The organism is Gilliamella sp. BG7, assembly GCF_046635565.1.
In the GTDB taxonomy this organism is placed as follows: Bacteria; Pseudomonadota; Gammaproteobacteria; order Enterobacterales; family Orbaceae; genus Gilliamella; species Gilliamella apicola_P.
This window is the reverse complement of the sequence record NZ_JBIDFB010000004.1, coordinates 27,684-51,535: the sequence shown is the minus strand read 5'-3', so window position 1 is coordinate 51,535 and position 23,852 is coordinate 27,684. Positions and strand designations below refer to the sequence as shown.

Here is a 23,852-nt window from a genome sequence, read left to right as displayed (position 1 = left end):
GTTAAATTGACTGCTAAATTTGTTGAATGTGGTGTTTTTTATGACTTTTATTCATGTTTTAGATAAGCATTTTATATAATAGGAGGAAGGGGAATAATTATATGAAAAATAAACAAAACAATATTATAAAAGTACGGCAAACATTACCTGATAATGTAAGCTTTATTGCAGAAGAAATCGATTATTTAGATTGTCAAAAAAAAGATATTTCTAAAAAATTGACAGCCTATGAAGCTTATAAAATGATGACATCTTATCAACCTAGATGGCTAAAAATACTATTTAAAATAAGGGATTGTTTAGTGAAATTAATCGGTGTCAAAGCGATTAATGGGTTTGATAGTTCTGCGGAAAATAAGCATCAGCCAGACGAAAGCAATATGGCCGATTTTTTTACCATAACAGAGGAAACCGATGATAAACTGACATTAGTTGTAAAAGATTGCCATTTAGATGTATGTGTTTGTATTCGTGTTGTAGATAAAGGTAATGACATAAGTAAAAATACAGTATATTTAATTGCATCAGTTAAAAATCACAATATCTGGGGGAAATTATATATGTTACCCGTTGCTATTTTACATCCTTATATTGTTAATAAATTATTTGAAAATATAAAATAATAAGTCATTTATTATAAATAACTTATCAATTTGTAATGAGCATATCAGCTTTATTGCATAATGTAGTGATGTTATTAATTTCAAATCTATAAATAAAATATAAAACCATCCTGCTTAATTTTTTAGCTTTTATTGCGATTGTTTTATGAACAGATATTATTTGCCATAAACATTTGATACTATTTAAACGATGCAATTGATTAGGCTATAACGATTTGTTATCTCGTTAAAAATTATTATGAATCGTTTTAAAAAAATAAGGTGTTATATGAAAAATATAAGCAGGAAATGGATTGTTATTGCAGTTGTTATTATTTCTATTATTTTTATTTTATGGCAGCAATTAAAAACTGATGGGTATGGTTCAGATTTTATTAGTGGCAACGGACGTATTGAAGCGACTGAAATCAATATTTCAGCTAAATTAGCCGGTAGAATAGAAAAAATTAATGTTGATGAGGGCGATTTTGTTAAAGCCGGTCAAGCTTTAGTCGTCATGCAAACTGATACCTTACAAGCACAACTTAATGAAGCCCAAGCACAATACCGCCAAGCGGTTAGTAATGAAGCAAGTGCTAAAGCGCAAGTAGCATTAAAAATGAGTGATAAAGTTGCAGCGCAAGCAGGTGTAAGCCAAAAGGAAAGTGACTTAGATATCGCCTCAAAACATTTACAACGAACTACCGCACTATATCAAAAAGGTGCAATATCTATTCAACAATTTGATGACGATACTGCTAAAGTAAACAATGCTAAAGCAGCACTAGATTCTGCCAAATCACAAGTTACTGCCGCTGACGCAGCGATTGCAGTGGCCGAAGCGGGTGTTGATAGCGCCACATCGGCAATCAATGTTGCAAGTGCTAATATTAAAAGAATTCAAGCTGATATTGATGATAGTACTTTAAATGCCCCTGTTGACGGTCGTATTCAATACCGAATAGCACAATTAGGTGAAGTTTTACCTTCAGGCGGAAAAGTATTAAATTTAGTTAATTTGTATGATGTTTATCTTACATTCTTTTTACCTGAAACGGTCGCAGGTAAAGTGGGTATTGGTGATGAAGTGAGATTGATTTTAGATGCACTACCAGATAAAGCAATTTCTGCAAAAATATCGTTTGTATCAAGCGTTGCGCAGTTTACGCCTAAAACAGTTGAAACTAAAGATGAGCGTCAAAAATTGATGTTTAGAGTAAAAGCGCAATTAAGCCCTGAATTATTAAAATGCTTTATTAATCAAGTTAAAACAGGTTTACCAGGCGTGGCTTGGGTAAAACTTGATCCAAAAGCTTCGTGGCCGTTAGGCTTAGCTGATGTTGCAAAATGTCCAACAAAATAATTGGGGATAGCATATGTCAGAATCCGACAATAAAGATTTAGCTTTATCAACCGAAGCTAAATCGTTCGATGATGCAGTGGTAAAAATTAGTGATGTATCACTGCATTATAAAAAGAACCTTGCTCTTGATAATATCACTTTAGCTATACCGCCAAGATGTATGGTTGGATTGATAGGACCAGACGGTGTTGGAAAATCAAGTTTATTATCATTAATTGCTGGTGCGCATGTTATTCAAGATGGGTTAGTATATGTACTTGACGGTGATATGAAAGATAAAACACACCGTAAAAATGTTTGCACACGTATTGCTTATATGCCGCAAGGGTTAGGCAAAAACCTTTATCCGACTTTATCCGTTGAAGAAAATTTACAATTTTTTGCTCGTCTGTTTGGTAATGATGCGACCGAGCGTCGCCGCCGTATTGATGAATTAACGCGTAGTACTGGGTTATATCCATTTTTATCAAGACCAGCAGGGCGACTGTCCGGTGGTATGAAGCAAAAAGTTAGCTTATGTTCGGCTTTAATCCACGATCCTGATTTGTTAATTCTTGATGAACCTACAACTGGGGTGGATCCACTTTCCAGAGCCCAATTTTGGCAGTTAATTAACAAAATTCGTGAACAAAGACCCCAAATGAGTGTGATTGTTGCAACAGCCTACATGGACGAAGCTCAAAATTTTGATTGGTTGGTGGCAATGTATGGCGGTAAGATTCTTGAAACTGGCACACCAAAATCCTTACTAGCTAAGACAGGAAAAGCTAATTTAGATGATGCATTCATTCAGCTAATGCCAGAAAGTGCTAGACAAGGTTATCAAACTGTCGAAATTCCACCTTTAGATCTTAATAAAGATTTGCAAACAGCCATAGAAGCAAAAGATTTAACTAAACAATTTGGTAATTTTATCGCAGTTGATCATGTTAATTTTTCAATTAAACAAGGTGAAATATTTGGCTTTTTAGGTTCAAATGGCTGTGGTAAATCAACCACCATGAAAATGTTAACGGGTTTATTGCCGATTTCATCAGGAGAAGCATGGTTATTTGGTAAACCTGTTGATGCTAGTGATATTAACGTTAGGCGTCATTTGGGGTATATGTCTCAGGCATTTTCCTTATATAGTGAATTAACGGTCAAACAAAATTTAGTTCTACATGCACGCCTGTTTGGTATTGAAGAAAGTAAAATACCTGCCCGCGTTGAAGAATTACTAAAACGTTTTGGTTTAGAACAAGATGCAGAAAATCTACCCGATAGCTTACCTTTAGGGGTAAAGCAACGGCTTTCATTGTCAGTTGCGGTTGTGCATAATCCACAAATTCTTATCCTTGATGAACCAACATCCGGCGTTGACCCCATTGCTCGAGATGATTTTTGGCGTTTAATTATCGAACTGTCTAGAAAAGATAAAGTAACAGTGTTTATCACAACTCATTTTATGAATGAGGCTGCAAGGTGTGATAGAATCTCATTAATGCATGCAGGTAAAGTATTAGCAAGCGATACGCCAGATAACATTATCAGCTCCAAAAATGCTAAAACACTAGAAGAGGCCTTTATTAACTATCTTGTTGATGCAGGAGCTGATGATAGTAATGCAGAAGAACACTCTGTTGAACCACCAAAAGAAATACTCAATCAAGCAACAAAAACATTACCACATCATAATGTTCAAGGGTTTAGTCTTAACCGTATGATAGGTTGCTTATGGCGTGAAACACTTGAATTATCTAGAGATCCTTTACGAGCATTATTAGCGTTATTAGGTTCAGCAATTTTAATGTTAGTTATGGGATATGGCATTACGATGGATGTTGAAGATCTGAATTTTGCTGTGCTTGATCGAGATCAAAGTGTAATTAGTCAAAATTATATTCTTAATTTATCAGGTTCTAAACGTTATTTTATTGAAAGAGCGCCAATTATAGATTATAACGATATGGACGCGCGGTTAAGAAGTAATGAAATCGCTTTAGCGATTGAAATCCCTCCCAATTTTGGGCGAGATATACAACGAGGTGATCCTGTTGATATTGCTATTTGGATTGATGGGGCAATGCCGCTACGAGCTGAAACAATTAAAGGTTACGTTCAAGGAATGCATCTTGCTTGGCTAAGTGAAAAAGTAAAAGAAGTAACAGGAAAATCCTCAACTAGTTTGGCAAATATAGAAACAAGATACCGTTATAATCCTGATATTAAAAGCTTACCTTCTATGGTGCCGGCTGTAATACCAATTTTATTATTGATGATTCCATCTATGCTGGCAGCTTTATCGGTTGTGCGTGAAAAAGAGATGGGTTCAATTATCAATTTATATGTAACTCCAGTAACTAAAGCTGAATTTTTGCTAGGTAAGCAAGTGCCTTATATCATTATTTCCATGTTTAGCTTTTTATTATTGTTATTTATGGCAATCACCATTTTTGCTGTTCCCGTAAAAGGAAGTCTATTTACTTTATGCCTTGCTGCCTTTGCTTACTGCATTATTTCAACGGGTTTTGGTTTGTTAGCTTCAACTGTTACTCGTAGTCAAATTGCTGTTATCTTTTTAACTTGTGTAGGTACAATGCTACCAGCAATTCAATTCTCGGGATTACTCAATCCTGTCGCATCTTTAGAAGGTGGTGGTCGTTATATTGGTGAGGTTTATCCAACAACACATATGCTAATTATTGCTCGCGGTGTGTTTAATAAAGCACTTGGTTTTATGGATTTGCATAATTCAATATTTGCTTTATTGGTCACAATCCCCATTGTTCTTGGGGCAAGTATTTTTCTTCTTAAAAAACAAGAAGGATAGATATTATGCAAAGTTTAATTAATATTTATCGCTTAGGAATAAAAGAGTTATGGGGGTTATTGCGTGATCCTATCATGTTGTTGTTAATTGCCTATTGCTTTACCTTTGATATTTACATTGCCGCAACAGCTACATCTGATTCGTTGCACCATGCTTCGATTGCAGTTGTTGATGAAGATGACTCACCGTTATCACGGCAAATTATTGCAGCATTTTATCCGCCGATGTTTAATGATCCCGTTAAATTATACTCAATGAACGATGTTGATCATGGTATGGATACGGATAATTATACGTTTGCTTTAAATATTCCGCCTAATTTTCAGCGTGATGTGCTAAATAGCCAAAGTCCAGAAATTCAACTTAATATTGATGCAACACGAATGGGACAAGCGTTTGTTGGAAATGGTTATATAACACAGATTGTTACTGGTGAAGTAACTGAATATGTTAATCGTTACAGTAAGACACCTAATTTGCCCGTTAATATACAAGTGCATACTGCATTTAATCCTAATTTAACGCGATCTTGGTTTGGTTCAGTCATGGAAATTATCAATATTGTGACAACATTATCTATTATTTTAACTGGGGCAGCCTTAATGAAAGAGCGGGAACATGGTACGATTGACCATCTCCTTGCTATGCCTGTTACCCCTTTTGAAATTATGCTCTCCAAAGTATGGTCAATGGGACTTGTGGTATTAATATCAACATGGGTGGCGTTGTTGTTAGTTGTTCATAGTTGGCTAAAAGTACCAATTGCAGGTTCGGTAAGCTTATTTTTGATTGGAGCTGCATTGCATCTTTTTGTTACAACGTCACTAGGGATATTTATGGCAACAGTAGCAAAATCCACTGCGCAATTCGCAATGTTACTAATTTTAGTTTTATTACCACTACAAATGCTATCTGGGGGTAGTACTCCGCGTGAAAGCATGCCTGAAATTGTGCAAAACATTATGATGTTTGCTCCAACCACGCATTTTGTTGAATTAGGGCAGGCAATACTGTATCGAGGTGCTGGTTTAAGCGTGGTTTGGACTTCATTTGCGTGGTTATTGGCAATTGGTACTGTATTCTTTTTAATTGCTTTAAGGCGTTTTCGTAGTTCAATTGTGAATATGGGATCATAACTTTCCATATTTTATTACCAAATTAGTACTTTTATTTTTAACAAGAAGGGTTATTTTAAATATTTATGAAAATTTCTAACCGCAATTAATTTTTATGGTACTTTTAAATACATGTACAATATTTTTGCTAAAGCTGATAATTTTGTTAAAATCCATTTAATTGAATAAATGCCTCATCAATAGATAAGGCTCAATATTTGACGTATAGTTTCGTACAGTATCAAAGACACGCAGGCTCATATCGCCATGAAGTTCGTAATTGCAACTGAGTAAAGTAATTTGCTTGCGAATTTTCGGGGCGGAGGGGGAATTTGATGAGCAGGCATGCCCATAGGAACAAGCGGTTTTAACTCATTGGAACGAGCAATAACGCAACCATCATTATTAGATAAAATGCCGATTGGTTTTCCTTCTAATTTAGAATTAAATACGCGCTCGCATGAAGCATAAAAATTATTACAATCAATCAACCCAATTATACATGTACTCGTTTTCGTAATGAATGTAAAGTTCGATTCACGATTAATAGATCACCTCTAAAAATACCATAACCAATTATAGAATCATCTACCACTTTAATATAATATGTTGAGCTAGGGTGTTTTACTAAATATTCAGTCAAATCAAGTTTAGTTTCTAGATAATCATCGGCGGAGATGGAAATCCACTCTAACTGGAGGCTCAACTACAGTTAGTGATTTTTAGTTGCAGAATTAATTGAAATATCAATACCATCTAGAATAAAACAATCTTTATTCAACAAACTCTTCTTAAACTAATTTCGAAATTCATACCTTATTGTTATAGGTATATTAAATAACGGTGTGTAAATATACAGTGTAAAGTTGTTCTTTAAATAAAGATAAATGTAAAAAATAGCAATTAAACAAAAATTGATTAATTTTGAACTTGATAATTAAATAAAATAGGGAATATTGGAGTTAGACTAAAAATACTGAGAAAGGTAAGATATTTTTAACTTAAATAGTCAAAATTGCATTACTGATTTTACAATGACTCATAAATAATTTACATTACGCCAGTCATTAATTGATTATTTCTAAACAAACTTTACTATATACTGTTTTCTTTATTTATTGCTTTTATGTAAATATCAACAATAAAGCTTTATAGCAGCAATTATTATATAAATTAATTAAATCAATTTATTAACTATGATAGGTGTATTTTTTTATAACAAATAATACGTTATAAAAAAGAATTATTTAGGAAGTTTTAGTGTTATATTAATTTTTACTATAATTTAACGTTAATACTTTATGTTTTCTTATCTATTTATTTTTTAAAGAAATAAAACTCTATTATCAGCAAGTTTTGAGCAAAGTTTTAATAGTTTTTTGTGTTTTTAAGACAGTTTGCAGACCTTGATTTACACAAGGTCGAGAAGAATAAGTATAATAATGCCTAAGTTACTATATTTTACATTTGAATATAACAAAGGTTTTTATTAGGGAATGTCTTTAATTAAGCATACTAAGTGCGAAATAGCATTTAATAATATCAAGTTTCAACAACGAAGAATATTGTCTTACATGTAATAAATATATTCGATTTTGTTACCCACTTATTTTAGCTAGGTCAATAAATATAATATCTAATCTGAAGTTACCGACCAATTACCGAATTTGTATTTTTAGTAATATTATTTTAGGAGTTTTAAAAAATGAATCTGATCTGGTCAGCAGTTGGGCAAGTTGTTAGTTCTTGTCTTCCGGTTTTTTTGTTAATTTTTCTTGGTTGGTTATGTGTACAACAAGGAATCTTTTCAAAGGATTCTAAAAAATTATTATCAGGGCTTGTATCAAACTTTGTCTTTCCGGCTTTACTTTTTGTGCATACGTCTCATGCTAAACCTTCGCAAATATTCAATGGAGTTTGGATGATTGCGTTTTTCTGTACTATGTCATTTTTATGGATAGTTTGTTTTTTAACTAATAAATACATTTTGCATAAAGAATTAAAGTCGACGGCTATGAATGCAATGCTATGCTGCTTTCCTAACATGGGTGGAATGGGAGTACCTTTCTTAACATTAATGTTAGGAGCTGCGTCAACTATTTCGGTAGCAATTGCTAATTTTGTTGTTGCATTATCATTGATTCCAATGACAATTTTCTTATTAGAACTTTGTGATACTAAAATATCTGGTGGTAAAGTCACCGGTGGTATGATCTTTAGTGCGGTAAAAAATTCACTTATGAAACCTATGTTTTTAGCCGTTATTTTAGGGTTAATTGTAAGCGTTACCGATGGCACTAAATGGCTACCACATTTTGTGTTTAACACCTTTGATATTATGTCAAATGCTTGTAACTTTATTTCACTTATTGCGGTCGGTGTTGGTATTCATGGTGTTAAATTGAAATTGTCTAAACCGTTAATGATTAATGTTGTGTTGAAAAGTTTTATTACACCAATTGTTGCACTTATTTCCGTATATCTGTTTGGTATCACAGGTATGGAAGCAGAAGAATTAGTCTTCTTATTGGCAATGCCAACAGCTTCGACAGCAGTTATTTTGGCTTACAACTGGAATGTTGAACAAGAACAAGCATCAAGCATTTTCTTTGCATCAACGGTTTTATCTATCTTCATATTACCAACCTTGCTACTTATTATGGACTTCACCATTCCCGGTGTTGCTTAATAATAAATAAAAGCCAAATATAAATGCCCTCATTGAGTTTTAAACGAGGGTATTTATTATCAATTACATGTGTTTTTGGCAAATAACTTTCTTTAATCATTTTTTCTCATATAAGGCACCTTATGGTATAAAAAACACTAAGCTATAAGTATAAAATAGCGATGATAGCTAACAGGTTAATTGCAATTGTGTACACTTTGTCATGCAAGTAACTAAATGCTGGCAAAGATCGTTCCTTTCTGGCATAAAGGTAAAAACAGAGTCCCATACTATAGAGTATCATCGACAGTAATAAATAAACTGTGCCACCAGCATAAATCAACCATATGCCATAAAGCGATCCTAAAGCGCCAATCATAATTAAGTAGGCTTTACCTTGTTGAACGGCTAATTTAAAAACAAAGAGAGCCGCCAGTAAATAGGGAATAAGCACCATTGAGGTTGATAATTGGATTAATGTGTTGTAGCCAGATTGATAGTAGTGGGCAAGGATAATTAATACGGTTATTAAACATGTTGTTAACCATAATGCGTTGGATGGCGTGCCTGCTTTGTTGAGTTTTCCAAAACAACTTGGTACTGTGTGTTGTGTGCCTTGGCCAGCTAAAAATAGCATTTCGGCCGCTAGCATTAACCATGATAGTAATCCACCACTGACTGACACAATTAAACCAATATTAATTAATGTTGCTCCCCAGCTGCCTACTACATGTTCAATAACAAGTGCCATGGAAGGGTTTTTCATTTGAGCAAGTTCTTGTTGTGGCACAATACCAAGCGATAACACAGATACGCAAACAAGTAATAAGCTGGTAATAGCAAAGCCAAAAAAGGTAGCTCGGCTAATGCTGATGATGTTTTTGGCTCTAGCAGCATACACAGTTGCGCTTTCAATCCCTAAGTAGACCCAAACGGTATAGAGCATGGTGTTTTTTACTTGCTCGATAATTGAGCCTAATTGCGGTGTTCCCCAAAAATCTATCTTAAATGTCGATATTTTAAAGGCAAGGCTAACACAAACAATAAATAAACCAATAGGCACGATTTTCGCTAATGTTACTAGGCAATTTAATAAAAAAGCACGATATATTCCTTTTAATACAAAATAGTGCACTATCCATAAAAATATGATAGCCGTAATAACGGCAGGTAATGTGGTACCATGACCAAAGAAGCTCAAGCAATCAAAAGATCCTAATGCACTAAATAAAATCACTAGGTAGCTGGTGCACGACATCCATGCTGATATCCAGTAGCCCCACGCGGCATTAAAGCCGATATAATCGCCAAAACCTTCACGCACATAACCATATAATCCATCATTGATTTTGTAAAATCGAATCGATAAATACTGAAATATCCGTGTTAGCATTAACATGCCAAATAGGGTTATTATCCATGCAATTAAAATAGCGCCAGAGCCCGAACTTTCGGCCATGTTTTGTGGTAGGCTGAAAATACCGCTGCCTACAATACTGCCAACCACTAACAGTGTGAGTGGCAGGATGCCTAGCTTTTTTCTTACCGATGTATTCATGTTGTTGTCTTATTATGTGGTTTAGTAAGGTTAATATTTAATATAGATCGATTAAAATCTTAGTGACATGCAACTTACGCCACCATCAATCTTTTGGTATTCCGATGTATCAACTTCAATAACTTGGTAGCCAAGTTTTTCTATTTTTGCTTTTGTTGTTGGATAGCCCATCGGCATTATTACGTGATCATTAACCCAAATACAGTTGGCAGCATAACTTTCTTGTTCGGGAATTTCGATAATATTAAAGCGTTGAAACTCAGGTTTAGTTATAAATTCGCCTGCTGCTAATAGGTTGTTGTTTTCTAAATAAGCTAAACCTGTTTTTAGATGTAATACTTTTTCAAGCTTAACTACCGAACCAGTTAATCCGTACTTCTCTAAAATAGCTATCATTTGGTTAGCACCAGCTTGGTTGGTTCGAGCAGATAAGCCAATATAGTAGTGGTTTTCAACCATCATAATATCACCCGCTTCAACGGTGCCTGGTGCGGTGATTCGCTCAACTTTATTGGGATAAAATCGCTCAATGGTGTCTGATATAATTTCGGTTTCTGCTCGGCGACTTTCTGCGCCAGGCCTTGTAATAATTGCACAATATGGGGTACAAAGCACAGCGTCTTCAACAAAGACTGAATCAGGAAAACGTTCGTCGGGTGGTAAAATAGTGATATCAACATCGCACTGCTGTAGTGCTCGAATGTAATAGTTATGCTGATCTAAGGCCTTTTGATAATCAGGTTTACCCAAGTTAGCTGACGTTAATCCGTTAATTAAAGATTTGGCGGGTGTTCTTGCAATAATATGGTTAAATTTTTTCATTCTATCTATTTCCTTTTGTTTTAAATAATTATGCTTTATTTATGAATAATAATTCACATTTATATCTTTATCAAGATGTAAAGTGTATTTTTATTCGTTTTTGGAGGTTTTGTTGGTTTTTTATCTTGATTTATTTAGCTGAATTTAGATAGAGTGGTGGTACATATCTATTTTTATGCAATGAAAATGACTAACTTATTTTATTTTAGAAAGGAAAAGAGATAAAAGTATTCAAAATAAAAAAAGGCACTAATTGTGCCCTTAATAGTAATTATTCGCCGTCAAAATTAACTAAAGTAAAGCAATCAATTCCCATATCCGTTAACTTTGTTTTGCCACCTAAATCTGGTAAGTTGATTACAAATGCGGCGTTTTCGGCAATGCCACCAGCTTTACGAATTAAATTCGCTGTTGCAGCAATTGTTCCACCTGTAGCAAGTAAATCATCAATAATTAATACTCGTTCACCTGGTTTAATGGCATCAGTGTGAATTTCTAACGTATCTGTACCGTACTCAAGTTGATATTCTTCTTTAAATACGTGGCGAGGCAATTTATTAGGTTTTCGAACAGGAATAAAACCGACACCTAACGCTAACGCAATTGGTGCAGCAAAAATAAAGCCTCGAGCTTCTGTGCCTACTACTTTATCAATTTTTTTATCACGATAATGATCAATTAATAATTCAACAGTGGTTTTAAATGCAGCAGGATCAGCAAGTAAACTTGTGATGTCACGAAACAAAACCCCTTCTTTTGGATAGTTGGGAATAGTAAGAATGCTGTCTTTAATTAATGCAAGTTTTTCTTGTAACTGATTCATCTAAATGCTCTCTAAGTTCTTCTATAAGAGTTGCTAATCTTACATTATATACCTGCAAACTTTTTAGTTGCAACAAAGAAACCGTAATATCATGCTGAAACCTAGCAATACTTATAATTTAAGTAATAAAATTGCCATTACTGTATTTAGCACAGCAATTATAATGGAACAATTAAGAATGTCTTTTTTCATGTTCAATTAACCATCGTTTCCTTTCTAACCCTCCGCCATATCCCATTAATTCACCATTTGAGCCAATGACTCGGTGGCAAGGTATGATAATTGCAATTCGATTAAATCCATTTGCGCTTGCAACTGAGCGGATAGCATGTGGATTATTGATGTTTTCTGCTTGCTCTTTATAGGTAGTTAGTTTTCCATAAGGGATTTGTTTTAAACTGTCCCAAACAGTTCGCTGAAAATCTGTTCCAGGAGTATGTAATTTAACTGCAAAATATTTTCTTATTCCTTGAAAATATTCATCAATTTCATTTTTAGTTTGAACAATATGGCTATTTTCTCCAAAAATAAATTTTGTATTAAGTTGTGTTTGTAATTGTTTAAATTCTGTTTCTAACATTCGACGATCCACGAATTCTAATAGGCAAATACCTTGATTAGTGGCGCAAATAAACATTGGTCCCAATGGTGTAGTTAGGCGATTAACCAAAATAATTTCGTTATTAGTATTTTGAGATGGGGCATTTTTCATTATTTTTTTGTAAGTGTATCCAAAACCACTTAATGACTCATATCCTGTATCATAAGCGGTATTAATGACATTTTTACCAATTTTAAGCTCTTGAAAGGCATTATTTATTCGATACATCCTTTGATAGGCTTGGAAGGTAATACCATAATTTTTTTTGAACCAGCGTCTGATCGTTTCGGGGCTTATTTGATGCTCTTTTAATATCATATCGGATATTTTTGTTTTAGGATTTTGGGTAATTAATGCGATAGCTTTAATGACTTCTGATGGTGCTGCGTTAGAATTTTCAGTTGGTTTGCAAATTTTACAAGGACGATATCCAGCATCAAGAGCTTCTTTGAAAGTGCTAAAAAATTCTACATTTTCATATTTTGGTTTCTTTGCCCGACAAGTTGCAATACAAAATACCGAAGTTGTTTTAACTCCAGCATAGAATATCCCAATATAGCCTTGGTCTTTTGCAAGTAAAGCCTGATAATATTGTTTTCTTTTGTCTAAATTGGTAATAAGCATAATTTTTAAAATCTTAATTTTAGTTAATTGATAACTGGGTTTCGTAATCTGTTTAGCATATTAAATAAACAGTAAGCATCGCAACCGAAAAATCGACAACTATTTTTATTTTACTGTTTTTATGGTTTATAAATATAATTGGTGATTACCACATTCTATCTTTGTCAAAATGTGGTTATATTTAATATATAAATATTGACGTAATAAAACCTTAACCATTTAATGATTGTTGATTAAGGTTTTTGTTTAATTTGTGAATAAAGGAGAGGTGTTTAACGATTTTGCGACAAAACTATTAACTGATAGTGCTGCATTAAGTTTGCCTTGAATGGCTAATGCTTGTTGCTTTGATTCGCATTGGGTAAAAACACATGCACCAGTTCCTGTTAATCGAGTTGTACCATATTGGGAAAGGTAAGTAATTATTTTATCTATTGTTGGATAACGTTTCCTAACTACTTCCTCACAATCATTTTTTAATTCGTTAAACTTCAATGAAAGTAAATCAGTAATGCTTTGAGCTGGCGTATTGCGAGTTAGCTCAGGAGCATTAAATATTTCGACTGTTGATATTTCAATATTAGGGCAAGTGACTAAATACCAATATTCAGGAATATCTACAGGGTGAAATTGATCGCCAATTCCTTCGGCAAAAGCCGCATGACCATAAATAAAAATAGGGACATCGGCACCAATTTTTCGTCCTATATCCATTAGTATTTCGGTTGATAAATTAAGTTGCCATAGCTGATTAAGTGCTACTAATACTGTTGCAGCATTAGATGAGGCTCCTCCTAATCCACCACCCATAGGAATTTTTTTATCAATTGTAATATCTACACCTAAATCATTACGGTTGGTATAGGATTTCAATTGTTCAGCAGCAACAACAATTAAGTTTTTATTAACAGGTACATTTGTAAAATCGGTTAATAAGTTAATTTTATTATCTTGACGAACATTAAAGATTAGGATGTCGCAATAATCAATAAATTGAAATAACGTTTGCAAATTATGATAATTGTCAGAACGGCGTCCAATGATATAAAGGAATAAATTTAATTTAGCAGGTGATAACCACTGTTTCATACTATTATCCTTTATCGTAAAATCCAGTCACTAATTTTTAAGCGAACAACTTCGTCATCATGCGTAAGCTCTATAGTTGCAGGTAAATCTATCTTTTTGTTTTGATAAGTATAAGTAGAGTAACTTGGAATTTTTAATGTCCATTTATTGTTATTTTGTATAAAGACAGTTGAAAGTAATCTTCCTGAACTATCTAACTTGTCAGTATTGATGTTGTCTGAAAATCCTTTTAACCAATTATGCAAAGAATTAAGTGGAATATTTACATTGGATATCTTTTTCATAAGATTTTCAACATTGGTATCTTGGTAATTTCTACCGTCTTTATCAACCAGTTGGGCATAATTAGGTTCGGCGTTTAATGTTAAAATATTGCTACCAATGGGGGAGGTTAATTTAACTTGGTAGTTATCAGTTGATTGTTGAGCTATTAAAAATCGTCCATAATTACGAGATTTATCACTTATGTAAGCTATACTACCTTTAACTTGGAATGTGTTTATTTGTTTTAGATTTTGTTGGCGGATTTGCCACAGCTGTTCAACCGAAGTGTTGTTTTGAGATTTTGTTATTTGGCAAGCGGTGATAAGTAAAGGTAATATGAAAACAAATATATATTTGATTTTAGACATAAAATAACTCTTAGTTGTTAGTGTTTGTGTCAATAAGTGCAGTATTATAACTGATAATTTACTGAATAAGAAAAAGAACCTTTACTGTTTTTTATGTATAATATGGAAGTTTAAGAACTGTTAATAAAATAATATATCTAATAACCTTCAAAAAAGAAGTGATGCAATGTCTATTACAATTTTTGGTGTTAATCATAAAACAGCGCCAGTTGCTTTAAGGGAAAGGCTTGCTTTTCCTAATGAGATTGTCGATAAAGCACTATACAGCTTATACCAACATCCTTTAGTTGATGGGTGTGTTATTTTGTCTACCTGCAATAGAACAGAAATTTATCTTAGTTATGAGCATCAAACTGACTATCTAAGATTAAAACAATCTGTAGAAAGTTGGTTAGGACAATTTCATCATCTTGATGTTGATCTATACCAAGATTCATTTTATTGGTATGACGGTCAACAAGCTGTTGAACATTTGATGTCGGTAGCAAGTGGTTTAGATTCTATGATCATTGGTGAGCCACAAATTCTAGGGCAAGTTAAGCAAGCATATAGTTTTGCTCAAGAACAAAATTGCTTATCTGTTCAATTAAAAAAACTATTTCAAAAAGTATTTCATGTGGCGAAAATTGTCCGTAGTGAAACCAATATTGGCACTAATACAGCATCTGTCGCTTATGCTGCTTGTTTAGTTGCTCGCCATCTTTTTAGTGATACCTCTAATTTAAATATTATGCTTGTTGGCGCAGGTGAAACAATAGAGCTTATTTCACGTTACTTAAAGCCGCATGGATTTAATCAAGTTATTATTGCCAATCGAACCCGTGAAAAGGCATTAAAACTTGCGGTTGATATTGATGCAGAAATCATTTCATTACCTGATATCGCTAATCGACTTAAAGATGTTGATATTGTGATCAGCTCAACAGCGAGTCCTTTACCTATTATAGGTAAAGGCATGGTTGAGCGCACTTTACGAGCTAGAAATCATCGTAAAATGCTGTTTATTGATTTAGCTGTTCCTCGCGATGTCGAGGAAGAGGTTAGTCAACTCAATAATGTGCATCTTTATACTATTGATGACTTACAAAAAACGGTTGAAAGTAATTTAGAACAAAGAGCTATTGCCGCTAAAGAAGCGCAATATCTTATTCAAGAACAAGCTGAACTTTTCATTGATTGGCTTAAGACTAGACATGCAGTTGCTTATGTTAAGCAGTATCGTAGTAATGCAGAAAGTATCAAACGTGAGTTACAAATAAAAGCCTTAAATGCCATCAGGCAGGGCGCTAACATTGACGATGTTTTTGCTGAGTTTTCACATCGCTTAACCAATAAATTAATCCACGCACCGACTCAAACATTACTTCATGCAGCTACACATGATTGTGATGACTGTTTTAAAGTATTAAGTAAAGGGTTAGGATTAAAAGAACATTAGTCAATATGTCGTTTTGCTTAGGAAACGAGGAATAAATTGGATCAGATTGAATTTTTTGATATTCCAAGCCCGTGTAAACGAGTTTGTGTAACTGATAAACAAGGCTATTGTATTACTTGTTATCGCTCAAGAGAAGAAAGATTTAGTTGGTTAACCTTGAGTGATAGCCAAAAGCAAAAAGTTTTGCGTTTATGTAAACAACGGGCATTAAAACGCCGTTATCTATTATCAAAACAGCAACGACAACAACAAGAATTAAATCCAGTAACACCTCAATTCGAACTTAATTTCTAAATCTATTTATCTATTTTTAATATATATTGTAATCTTGTTTAACTCAGAGTAGGATTTTTATACATATAAAGATGGCAATTATTTAGTCACCTTTTTTAATATTATTGGAATTTAAAATATGAAAATGTGTATTGCATGTGGCATGCCAATGACTGCTATTGCTGATTATCCATTGCTCGATATGTCTAAAAACTATTGTAAACATTGTGCTCATAAAGATGGCAGAATGAAAACATTTGATGAAAAATGGCATGAAGTTACATTACAATATGCTCAAAATCACAATGTTGATAATGCAGTAGCTAAACAAACTGCTTATATAATCCTTAAAAAATTGCCTGCCTGGAAAAGGAAGGATTAGACGTTTTTTTAGGCAGATAAATTGCTTTATGAATAATATCTGTTGCAGATATTGCAAAGCTTAGTATAATGCCAACGTTTACTTATTTGCACTTCAAATGCCAGTGTGGCGAAATTGGTAGACGCAGCGGATTCAAAATCCGCCGCCCTTAAAAGCGTGTCGGTTCGAGTCCGACCACTGGCACCAATAAAATTAATCACCTATCTTAACTTTTCTTCTGTTGTAAATTATCAAAAAATAACAAGTGGCGGTAAAATGGCGGTGGATATTTATTTTTAAATATAAAATCTAGCTAGCCATCTCTTTGTTCTAACTTTCTTGTTTATTTCCGATTTTTATGCGATTTCATATAAAACATACAAAAAATCATAATGTTGATTAATTGATTATAAAATTTTTGCTTGATAATAATTCCTGTAATAAATACACTGTATATATAATTGCAGTGTAAAAGAGAGCGCTCCCGCTTTTATTTATGCTGCTTGATGATTAGTCCTTTACTCATTTTATCTCTCAGTATACTTAATTTTTAATATAATTGGTCATTTTGATGATGATTGAAAAGGTTTTTGTAGCTATCCCCTAAAATAGTACAGCAAAAAAGTAGAAAATTCTCTATGATAAAAGTAAAGGGGATTTAATTATGAAAAAAATGACCGAACATCAAATCGTGGCTATTTTAAAAGAAGCTGAAACTGGTATTTCTGTTAAAGAGCTGTGCCGTAAAATCAACCTAAGTTACAGGATGATTCAGTGATTGTTTCGGTGTTGAATGCTATCACAGACCGGCATTTACGCTGGGGCTTTCCTAAATGCTTTAATCGTATCAAAAAACTCAGCTATAAATGGAATCATAAACGGGTGTATTGGGTATATTGTTAGTTGAAACTTAATATTAGAGCTAAACGTTAAAAAACGTATCCCCCTCATGAACACCAGAAAAGCTATTGGTTCCTAATAAACAAGGTGAATGTTGGTCAATGGATTTTATGAGTGACAGTAGCCGTAATCAGGAAATTCAATGTCATCGATGACTTTAATCGTGAGGCGTTAGGTATTGATATTGCAGTGAGCTTACCAGCAGGAAGAATTACCCGTTACTTAGATAAACTGGCCGAATATCATGGGTATCCATTAAAAATACGGGTCGATAATGGACCAGAATTTACAGGAAAAACCTTAATAAACTGGGCTAAATCACATGATATAACCATTGATTATATAAAGCCTAGTAGCCCTTATCAAAATGGCTTTATTGAACGATTTAACCGTTCGTACCGTACAGAGGTATTGGATTTATATCTTTTTAATAATCTGGAACAGGTAAGGAAGGTAACCGAAGAATGGTTAACGATTGATAACACGGAAAGACCGCATGAGGCATTAAATAACATGACACCGATAGAGTATAAAACACTAAAACAAGCAGCTTAATTTTCTACGTAAGTTGTGTACTAAGTTTGGGATAACATTCAATTTATAAAGCTCATGGAGCTTTATTTGCTATGATATTATTTTTTTGCGATAAAAATGGCTCGCATTGGAGCTGGATAGCCTTCAATTGTTTTGGTTGAATCATCTGGATCTAGAAAGTCGGCAAGAGAATCTGATGTCATCCATTCTGTTTTGCGTTGTTCATCAAAATTAGTTAATGATATATCAACCATTTTTACATCTGAAAACCCGCATTTTTCCAGCCAATTAATCATTGTAGGAGTAGAAGGTATAAAATAGACATTACCCATTTGTGCATAACGATCACCTGGCATTAACGCTTGATGTAATTCTCCATCAATAACCAAAGTTTCAAGTACTAGTTGTCCACCTTCAACCAATTGATCCTTCAATTGGAATAAATGATCAAGTGGCGATCGACGATGATATAAAACCCCCATTGAAAATACGGTATCAAAAGCATTAAGTTTAGGGAGATGTTCAATTCCAAGTGGTAATAAATGTGCTCGCTGATCGTTACCTAGTAGTTTACGAATAGCCTCAAATTGGCATAGATAAAGCGCCATAGGATCAATTCCGACAGCGAGTTTTGCTCCAGCGCCAATCATTCGCCATAAATGATAACCACTGTTACAACCCACATCTAAAACAATTTTATCTTCTAAACAATCAATATGTTTAATTAAGCGTTCCCATTTCCAATCTGAACGCCATTCTGTATCAATATCAATTCCATACAAGTGGAAAGGGCCTTTGCGCCATGGCATCATATTTTTTAATAATTGCATTATCCTTTGCTGTTCACCCGTAGAAAGAGGCTCTTTTGATTTCGCTGTAACACTATGTAATAAATCAATTTGATAAGGTGAGATGGATGGTAAATGTTTAATACTGTTGAGCCATTGATTAAAGCGACTATCTATGTTTTGTTTTTGCCAATTTGCGAGTTGTGCAGGTAATACTTCAAGCCAGCTACTAAGTCTATTTTTTGCGATAATCTGGTAAAAATCACCAAAATCAATCATTCTGTTATCCTTTATCAATTACGCTTAAATTAATCTGTTATTTTATGGCAATAATAGAGCCAAAATTAAAACATTGGAACCAAGTGTCAATGTGTTTAAAACCAGCTTCAGATAGTCGCTGTTTATGTGTTTCGATAGTATCAGTTAGCATGACGTTTTCTAGCATGTTACGTTTTTGGCTGATTTCAAGCTCACTATAGCCGTTAGCACGTTTAAAATCATGATGCATATTAAATAGTAATTCATCAATGCAGGTATCACCAAAGCTAAATTTTTCAGATAGGACTAAAATACCATTTGGTTTTAACGCATTATAGATATTATTTAAAACACGTTGACGATTTTCAGGGGTTAAAAATTGTAAGGTGAAGTTAAGTACAACCATTGATGCATTTTGCATGTTAATATGGCAAATATCATCACAAATTACATCTACAGGTGTGCTTGATTTGTAGGATTCAATATGCCGCTTACAACGTTCAACCATTGGCTGAGAATTATCAACCGCAATAATATGGCAATTTTCTTGATTGACATTGCGTCGGATAGATAATGTTGCCGCGCCTAAAGAACAACCTAAATCATAAATCATTGAATTGGGTTGTACAAACCTTTCAGCTAGTATGCCGATCATTGAGATGATATTAGAATAGCCAGGAACAGAGCGCTGCACCATATCAGGAAAAACTTCAGCAACTTTTTCATCAAAAGTCCAATCTCCCAATTTTTCAATAGGTGTGATGAATAATTGGTCTTTTTTAATATCCATAAAAAGTTATTGGTACGAAAAAATAATTTTATTATGATATCATTATTTATATTTAATTGTTCAAATAATTATGAGTTTTGTTAATTTTTTCTATTTTGTTTATGGTTATTGTGATTAGTTCGCTTAATGACTCGTTCTGAAATTGTGGTGATTGATATCGTATTAAAAAAGTACACAATAAATAGATTTATCTAAATAGGAATTTTACTTTGTCTTATCAACTTATTGTTAATAATGATCAGCTAGCTGAGTTTTGTTCAAAAATCGAAAAAAGTTCAGCGATTGCATTAGATACAGAATTTGTACGTACGTGTACATTTTATCCACATTTAGGTCTATTGCAGGTCTTTGATGGAAAACATGCTGCATTAATTGATCCAATCACTATTAGCGATTGGCAAGATTTTTTAACGATCTTAAAAAATCCTAAAATTGAAAAGTATTTCCACTCGTGTAGTGAAGATATTGAGGTTTTTCTTCATTACTTTGGAATGGTGCCGACTCCTATTATTGATAGCCAAATATTGGCTTCTTTTTTAGATAATCCGTTAAGTTCTGGTTATGCCAGTTTAGTAAAAAAATATTTAGAAGTAGAGCTAGATAAAAGTGAAACTCGAACAGACTGGTTAAAACGACCATTAACCGAAAAACAGTGTGAGTACGCTATTAATGATGTGTTATATCTTTTTCCATTAGTAAACATTCTAAAATCACAATTAACCGAAAATGATTATTTGCAAGCCGCTTATCAAGAGTGCCAAATGGCGGTGGTTCGTAAATGTACAGTGATAGATCCAAACAACGCTTATCTAAATATTAAAAATAGTTGGCAATTGAAAGGGAAAAGTCTAGGTCAATTGTATAAATTAGCAAGTTGGCGATATAATTTGTCCAAAGAGCAAGATATCGCTTTAAATTTTGTTATACGCGAAGAAGTTTTGTGGAAAATAGCACGTTATTTACCGTCTTCATTAGCTGAACTTGATAAATTAGGGATGAAAGGTAAAGAAATTCGTTTATATGGGCAAAAAATTCTCGATATTTTATCTGAACCGATACCCGAGGTACCACTTATTCGTAGAATTAATACTTATCCCGATTTCAAGAAGATCTCGGATGAATTAAAAAAAGCGGCTCAAATCATTTCATCAAAAACAGGGCTTAATCAAGATTTATTACTTTCGCGCCGATTAATTAATCAATATATTAAATGGAAAATTGATAAAAAAGGTGACGTACCAGAAATATTAACTGGTTGGCGTCAACCCTTGTTTAGTAAATATTGTTTGTGACATCAGTATGCTATTTTTGAAAAGAGTTTAGGCTAGCTCGCTTAACATTGATTCAACAATTAAGGACGATTGTGTGGCTGCAAGTTTTAAAAATGACTGAAAATCCATTGCTGATTCATTATCACCATTATCTGAGATTGCTCTTACCACTACAAACGGTACCTTAAATAGCCAGCAGACATGCCCAATTGCTGCGGCTTCCATTTCTACCGCTATGGCATTTGGAAAGGTTTGTTTGATCCGTTCTAATGTATCTTTACCATTAATAAATGCATCACCACTACCAATTGATCCTTCAACTGCATTAACACCTTGTTTTTTTATACATGATTTGGCTAATGATTGATATTGTTGGCTTGCTTCAAATACAACAGGGCAACCGGACATTTGCCCTGGTTTATAACCAAAAGCGGTTAAATCGACATCATGATAAAATACGTCTTTTGATACGATAATGTCACCAATATTGAGTTCGGTTGAAAGTCCTCCAGCTGAACCCGTATTAATAACGGCATCAACCTTGTAATTATTTAATAATAATGTTGTGCCTGAAGCTGCGGCTACTTTACCAATGCCTGATTGAAGTAGAACTATTTCACAACCGGCAATTTGACCAAGGTGAAAATCACAACCTAAATGGCGTTCAACTTGATAATGGGTAATTTTACTTTTTAATATGGCAACTTCTTCTTCCATTGCAGCAATAATAGCGATTTTCATACGATCCTCTGGCTTAGTTTGGGTAACTTCTATTTAAGTGTGATATCATAATTGCAGAAGATTAGCTTGACAATATATGAATAAAACGGAGATAAAAATTGAAAACAATTTTTATTACAGGCTGTTCAAGTGGAATAGGACTTATTTCAGCTATTGCATTAAAAAAACGTGGTTATCGTGTTATTGCGTCTTGTCGCAAAAAGTCTGACCAGCAAAAATTAATTGAACAAGGATTTGAAACTGTATTACTTGATTTAGATAATCCTGATTCTGTTCATTTAGCCGCTAAAGAAGTGTTAACTATGACAGGCGGGCAATTATATGCATTATTTAATAATGCCGGCTTTGGAGTATATGGGCGATTAGCAACAATTAGCCGAGAGCAGTTAGAGTCTCAATTCTCAACTAATTTCTTTGGTGTACATCAGTTAACTCAGTTACTACTTCCTGCAATGCTTGCAGAAAATGAAGGACGTATTATTCAAACCAGCTCAATTGTTGGCATTGTTGCCACTCCTGGTAGAGGAGCTTATTCAGCAAGTAAATATGCTTTAGAAGCATGGTCTGATGTACTAAGATTAGAATTAGCTAATACCAATATCAAAGTTAGTTTAATTGAACCGGGGCCATTAAAAACGCATTTTTCAGATAATGTTAATCAAATAGAAAAAGAAAATATTGTAAAAAATCCACCTATTGCCAAACGATTTACGTTACCGCCAGAAGCTTTGTTACCTTACTTATTTCATGCGCTTGAACATAGAACTCCAAAAATACGTTACAGGGTAACAAAAATAACAAAAATAGCGGCTATTACTAAACGTTTGCTTCCTGATAGATTAATGGATAGAATTTTAAAAAATAAATAATGAATCAAAGTATTCTTAGGACATAATATGCAAAATCAATTTATTTTTGATGTTAATGAACAAAATATTCAAGAGATTATAAAAAGATCTTCTCAATCCCCTGTGTTGTTTTATTTTTGGTCATCAAGAAGTCCCAATTATGAAGCAATGACTCAAACTTTAACTAAATTAGCTAATGAACATCATGGTCAATTTATTTTGGCAAGTGTTAATTGCGATGAAGAGCAAATGCTGGCTGCTCAATTTGGTTTGCGGGCCATTCCAACTGTTTATTTATTTCAAAATGGTCAACCTGTAGATGGCTTTCAAGGTCCTCAATCCGAAGAAACCATTAAAACTTTTTTAGAAAAAGTGCTACCAAATGAAGATGAGCTTAAATTAATTGAAGCACAAAATTTATTTCATGAAGCTAAATATGAAGAAGCATTACCACTGTTACGGCAAACCTGGAAATCATTAACCGATCATTTGGGTAAACCGAGAACCGATATTGCATTAATGCTAATAAAATCACAAATTGAACTTAAACAGCTAAGTGAAGCAAAAGAAGTGCTGGCAACTATTCCGCTACAAGATCAAGATTCAAGCTATCATGGATTACAAGCCGAAATTGAATTACTTAAACAAGCTGCTAATTCTCCAGAATTACAACAATTACAGGCAGAATTTGCTCAACATCCTGATAACGTTGAACTAATGATTCAATTGTCTTCCCAATTAATGCATGTAGGGCGTCATGAGGAAGCATTAGAGTTGTTATTCAAACCATTGACAAAAGATATTAATGCTGGTGACGGGCAAGTGAAGAAAACATTACTCGATTTATTGGCGGCATTAGGAACAAGTAATCCGTTAGCTAGTAGTTATCGACGTAAATTGTATACTTTATTATATTAAGATTTATGAAATTTAATAAAGCG

At 33.6% G+C, this 23,852-nt stretch carries 24 protein-coding genes and 1 tRNA gene; 14 read left to right on the top strand and 11 right to left on the bottom strand.

The features are described from left to right. The first annotated feature begins 101 nt into the window (after positions 1-101). The 4 genes from ACGH49_RS04025 (at position 102) to ACGH49_RS04010 (ending at position 5,913) form a co-directional block, all read left to right on the top strand. Complete coding sequence (locus ACGH49_RS04025; protein ID WP_411588305.1) at positions 102-623, top strand: DUF2867 domain-containing protein; 522 nt, start codon at positions 102-104, stop codon at positions 621-623. 268 nt (positions 624-891) lie between these two features. Further along, a complete protein-coding gene (locus ACGH49_RS04020) occupies positions 892-1,965 on the top strand; it encodes an HlyD family secretion protein (protein WP_411588304.1) in 1,074 nt (357 codons plus the stop codon). 13 nt (positions 1,966-1,978) lie between these two features. Then, positions 1,979-4,777, top strand: coding sequence for a ribosome-associated ATPase/putative transporter RbbA (gene rbbA, locus ACGH49_RS04015; RefSeq protein WP_411588303.1), 2,799 nt, complete (start codon positions 1,979-1,981; stop codon positions 4,775-4,777). A gap of 5 nt (positions 4,778-4,782) precedes the next feature. Next, on the top strand, positions 4,783-5,913 hold the full coding sequence (locus tag ACGH49_RS04010; RefSeq protein ID WP_411588302.1) for an ABC transporter permease: 1,131 nt from the start codon (positions 4,783-4,785) through the stop codon (positions 5,911-5,913). A gap of 236 nt (positions 5,914-6,149) precedes the next feature. Here ACGH49_RS04010 and ACGH49_RS04005 read toward each other — a convergent pair whose 3' ends face one another. Continuing rightward, positions 6,150-6,383, bottom strand: a complete 234-nt coding sequence (locus ACGH49_RS04005; RefSeq protein WP_411588300.1) for a hypothetical protein — start codon at positions 6,381-6,383, stop codon at positions 6,150-6,152. A 5-nt stretch (positions 6,384-6,388) separates the two neighbouring features. Further along, positions 6,389-6,535, bottom strand: coding sequence for a S24 family peptidase (locus ACGH49_RS04000; RefSeq protein ID WP_411588299.1), 147 nt, complete (start codon positions 6,533-6,535; stop codon positions 6,389-6,391). A 1,062-nt stretch (positions 6,536-7,597) separates the two neighbouring features. Between ACGH49_RS04000 and ACGH49_RS03995 the strand changes: the two genes are divergently transcribed. Further along, positions 7,598-8,581 (top strand): AEC family transporter, encoded by a 984-nt coding sequence (locus ACGH49_RS03995; protein ID WP_065608558.1) that lies wholly within the window; start codon positions 7,598-7,600, stop codon positions 8,579-8,581. A 142-nt stretch (positions 8,582-8,723) separates the two neighbouring features. On the opposite strand, the gene ACGH49_RS03990 is transcribed toward ACGH49_RS03995, so the two are convergent. The 6 genes from ACGH49_RS03990 to lolB form a co-directional block, all read right to left on the bottom strand. Further along, positions 8,724-10,118 carry a basic amino acid/polyamine antiporter gene (locus ACGH49_RS03990; protein ID WP_065608560.1) on the bottom strand — a complete coding sequence of 465 codons (1,395 nt, stop codon included), beginning with the start codon at positions 10,116-10,118 and terminating at the stop codon, positions 8,724-8,726. 51 nt (positions 10,119-10,169) lie between these two features. Then, the gene (gene ddaH / locus ACGH49_RS03985; protein ID WP_065608562.1) at positions 10,170-10,940 is read right to left on the bottom strand and encodes a dimethylargininase; all 771 of its coding nucleotides are present in this window, start codon (positions 10,938-10,940) and stop codon (positions 10,170-10,172) included. A 271-nt stretch (positions 10,941-11,211) separates the two neighbouring features. After that, entirely contained in the window at positions 11,212-11,763 is a 552-nt protein-coding gene (gene apt, locus ACGH49_RS03980) for an adenine phosphoribosyltransferase (protein WP_065559991.1), read from the bottom strand. 172 nt (positions 11,764-11,935) lie between these two features. Next, positions 11,936-12,988, bottom strand: coding sequence for a bifunctional transcriptional activator/DNA repair enzyme AdaA (locus ACGH49_RS03975; protein WP_411588298.1), 1,053 nt, complete (start codon positions 12,986-12,988; stop codon positions 11,936-11,938). A 246-nt stretch (positions 12,989-13,234) separates the two neighbouring features. Further along, the gene (gene ispE, locus ACGH49_RS03970; protein WP_296300798.1) at positions 13,235-14,077 is read right to left on the bottom strand and encodes a 4-(cytidine 5'-diphospho)-2-C-methyl-D-erythritol kinase; all 843 of its coding nucleotides are present in this window, start codon (positions 14,075-14,077) and stop codon (positions 13,235-13,237) included. A gap of 11 nt (positions 14,078-14,088) precedes the next feature. Beyond that, positions 14,089-14,709: a lipoprotein insertase outer membrane protein LolB gene (lolB, locus tag ACGH49_RS03965; protein WP_411588297.1), complete on the bottom strand. Its 621-nt coding sequence runs from the start codon at positions 14,707-14,709 to the stop codon at positions 14,089-14,091. Positions 14,710-14,875: 166 nt separating this feature from the next. Between lolB and hemA the strand changes: the two genes are divergently transcribed. From hemA to ACGH49_RS03935, 6 genes are all read left to right on the top strand, one after another. Further along, positions 14,876-16,147: a glutamyl-tRNA reductase gene (gene hemA, locus ACGH49_RS03960; RefSeq protein ID WP_065559989.1), complete on the top strand. Its 1,272-nt coding sequence runs from the start codon at positions 14,876-14,878 to the stop codon at positions 16,145-16,147. A gap of 36 nt (positions 16,148-16,183) precedes the next feature. Then, a complete protein-coding gene (locus ACGH49_RS03955) occupies positions 16,184-16,441 on the top strand; it encodes a DUF1289 domain-containing protein (protein WP_411588296.1) in 258 nt (85 codons plus the stop codon). A gap of 118 nt (positions 16,442-16,559) precedes the next feature. After that, the gene (locus ACGH49_RS03950; RefSeq protein WP_065608570.1) at positions 16,560-16,802 is read left to right on the top strand and encodes a zinc ribbon domain-containing protein; all 243 of its coding nucleotides are present in this window, start codon (positions 16,560-16,562) and stop codon (positions 16,800-16,802) included. Positions 16,803-16,901: 99 nt separating this feature from the next. Then, positions 16,902-16,988 (top strand) — tRNA-Leu (locus ACGH49_RS03945). A gap of 457 nt (positions 16,989-17,445) precedes the next feature. Then, positions 17,446-17,559: a transposase gene (locus tag ACGH49_RS03940; RefSeq protein ID WP_411588294.1), complete on the top strand. Its 114-nt coding sequence runs from the start codon at positions 17,446-17,448 to the stop codon at positions 17,557-17,559. A 236-nt stretch (positions 17,560-17,795) separates the two neighbouring features. Further along, positions 17,796-18,236 carry an integrase core domain-containing protein gene (locus tag ACGH49_RS03935; RefSeq protein WP_411588293.1) on the top strand — a complete coding sequence of 147 codons (441 nt, stop codon included), beginning with the start codon at positions 17,796-17,798 and terminating at the stop codon, positions 18,234-18,236. Between the two features lie 77 nt (positions 18,237-18,313). Here ACGH49_RS03935 and cmoB read toward each other — a convergent pair whose 3' ends face one another. Together cmoB and cmoA are read right to left on the bottom strand one after the other, a co-directional pair. Beyond that, positions 18,314-19,282, bottom strand: a complete 969-nt coding sequence (gene cmoB / locus ACGH49_RS03930) for a tRNA 5-methoxyuridine(34)/uridine 5-oxyacetic acid(34) synthase CmoB (RefSeq protein ID WP_411588292.1) — start codon at positions 19,280-19,282, stop codon at positions 18,314-18,316. A gap of 37 nt (positions 19,283-19,319) precedes the next feature. Beyond that, on the bottom strand, positions 19,320-20,051 hold the full coding sequence (gene cmoA / locus ACGH49_RS03925) for a carboxy-S-adenosyl-L-methionine synthase CmoA (RefSeq protein WP_065607414.1): 732 nt from the start codon (positions 20,049-20,051) through the stop codon (positions 19,320-19,322). Positions 20,052-20,260: 209 nt separating this feature from the next. Here cmoA and rnd point away from each other — a divergent pair, with 209 nt between their 5' ends. Continuing rightward, positions 20,261-21,343 carry a ribonuclease D gene (gene rnd, locus ACGH49_RS03920; protein ID WP_411588291.1) on the top strand — a complete coding sequence of 361 codons (1,083 nt, stop codon included), beginning with the start codon at positions 20,261-20,263 and terminating at the stop codon, positions 21,341-21,343. 27 nt (positions 21,344-21,370) lie between these two features. On the opposite strand, the gene ACGH49_RS03915 is transcribed toward rnd, so the two are convergent. Then, positions 21,371-22,063: a 5'-methylthioadenosine/adenosylhomocysteine nucleosidase gene (locus ACGH49_RS03915; RefSeq protein WP_065607417.1), complete on the bottom strand. Its 693-nt coding sequence runs from the start codon at positions 22,061-22,063 to the stop codon at positions 21,371-21,373. 98 nt (positions 22,064-22,161) lie between these two features. On the opposite strand from ACGH49_RS03915, the gene ACGH49_RS03910 reads away from it, so the two are divergent. Both ACGH49_RS03910 and ACGH49_RS03905 read left to right on the top strand, forming a co-directional pair. Further along, positions 22,162-22,932, top strand: a complete 771-nt coding sequence (locus ACGH49_RS03910) for an SDR family oxidoreductase (RefSeq protein WP_065607419.1) — start codon at positions 22,162-22,164, stop codon at positions 22,930-22,932. A gap of 27 nt (positions 22,933-22,959) precedes the next feature. Continuing rightward, the gene (locus tag ACGH49_RS03905) at positions 22,960-23,829 is read left to right on the top strand and encodes a co-chaperone YbbN (RefSeq protein ID WP_411588290.1); all 870 of its coding nucleotides are present in this window, start codon (positions 22,960-22,962) and stop codon (positions 23,827-23,829) included. The last annotated feature ends 23 nt before the right edge of the window (positions 23,830-23,852 follow it).

Bases quoted from the DNA above. Each gene is read 5' to 3' on its own strand.
- ACGH49_RS04025 (WP_411588305.1), top strand. From the start codon at position 102: ATGAAAAATAAACAAAACAATATTATAAAAGTACGGCAAACATTACCT.
- ACGH49_RS04020 (WP_411588304.1), top strand. From the start codon at position 892: ATGAAAAATATAAGCAGGAAATGGATTGTTATTGCAGTTGTTATTATT.
- rbbA (WP_411588303.1), top strand. From the start codon at position 1,979: ATGTCAGAATCCGACAATAAAGATTTAGCTTTATCAACCGAAGCTAAA.
- ACGH49_RS04010 (WP_411588302.1), top strand. From the start codon at position 4,783: ATGCAAAGTTTAATTAATATTTATCGCTTAGGAATAAAAGAGTTATGG.
- ACGH49_RS03995 (WP_065608558.1), top strand. From the start codon at position 7,598: ATGAATCTGATCTGGTCAGCAGTTGGGCAAGTTGTTAGTTCTTGTCTT.
- ACGH49_RS03990 (WP_065608560.1), bottom strand. From the start codon at position 10,118: ATGAATACATCGGTAAGAAAAAAGCTAGGCATCCTGCCACTCACACTG.
- ddaH (WP_065608562.1), bottom strand. From the start codon at position 10,940: ATGAAAAAATTTAACCATATTATTGCAAGAACACCCGCCAAATCTTTA.
- apt (WP_065559991.1), bottom strand. From the start codon at position 11,763: ATGAATCAGTTACAAGAAAAACTTGCATTAATTAAAGACAGCATTCTT.
- ACGH49_RS03975 (WP_411588298.1), bottom strand. From the start codon at position 12,988: ATGCTTATTACCAATTTAGACAAAAGAAAACAATATTATCAGGCTTTA.
- ispE (WP_296300798.1), bottom strand. From the start codon at position 14,077: ATGAAACAGTGGTTATCACCTGCTAAATTAAATTTATTCCTTTATATC.
- lolB (WP_411588297.1), bottom strand. From the start codon at position 14,709: ATGTCTAAAATCAAATATATATTTGTTTTCATATTACCTTTACTTATC.
- hemA (WP_065559989.1), top strand. From the start codon at position 14,876: ATGTCTATTACAATTTTTGGTGTTAATCATAAAACAGCGCCAGTTGCT.
- ACGH49_RS03950 (WP_065608570.1), top strand. From the start codon at position 16,560: ATGAAAATGTGTATTGCATGTGGCATGCCAATGACTGCTATTGCTGAT.
- ACGH49_RS03940 (WP_411588294.1), top strand. From the start codon at position 17,446: ATGAAAAAAATGACCGAACATCAAATCGTGGCTATTTTAAAAGAAGCT.
- cmoB (WP_411588292.1), bottom strand. From the start codon at position 19,282: ATGATTGATTTTGGTGATTTTTACCAGATTATCGCAAAAAATAGACTT.
- cmoA (WP_065607414.1), bottom strand. From the start codon at position 20,051: ATGGATATTAAAAAAGACCAATTATTCATCACACCTATTGAAAAATTG.
- ACGH49_RS03915 (WP_065607417.1), bottom strand. From the start codon at position 22,063: ATGAAAATCGCTATTATTGCTGCAATGGAAGAAGAAGTTGCCATATTA.
- ACGH49_RS03905 (WP_411588290.1), top strand. From the start codon at position 22,960: ATGCAAAATCAATTTATTTTTGATGTTAATGAACAAAATATTCAAGAG.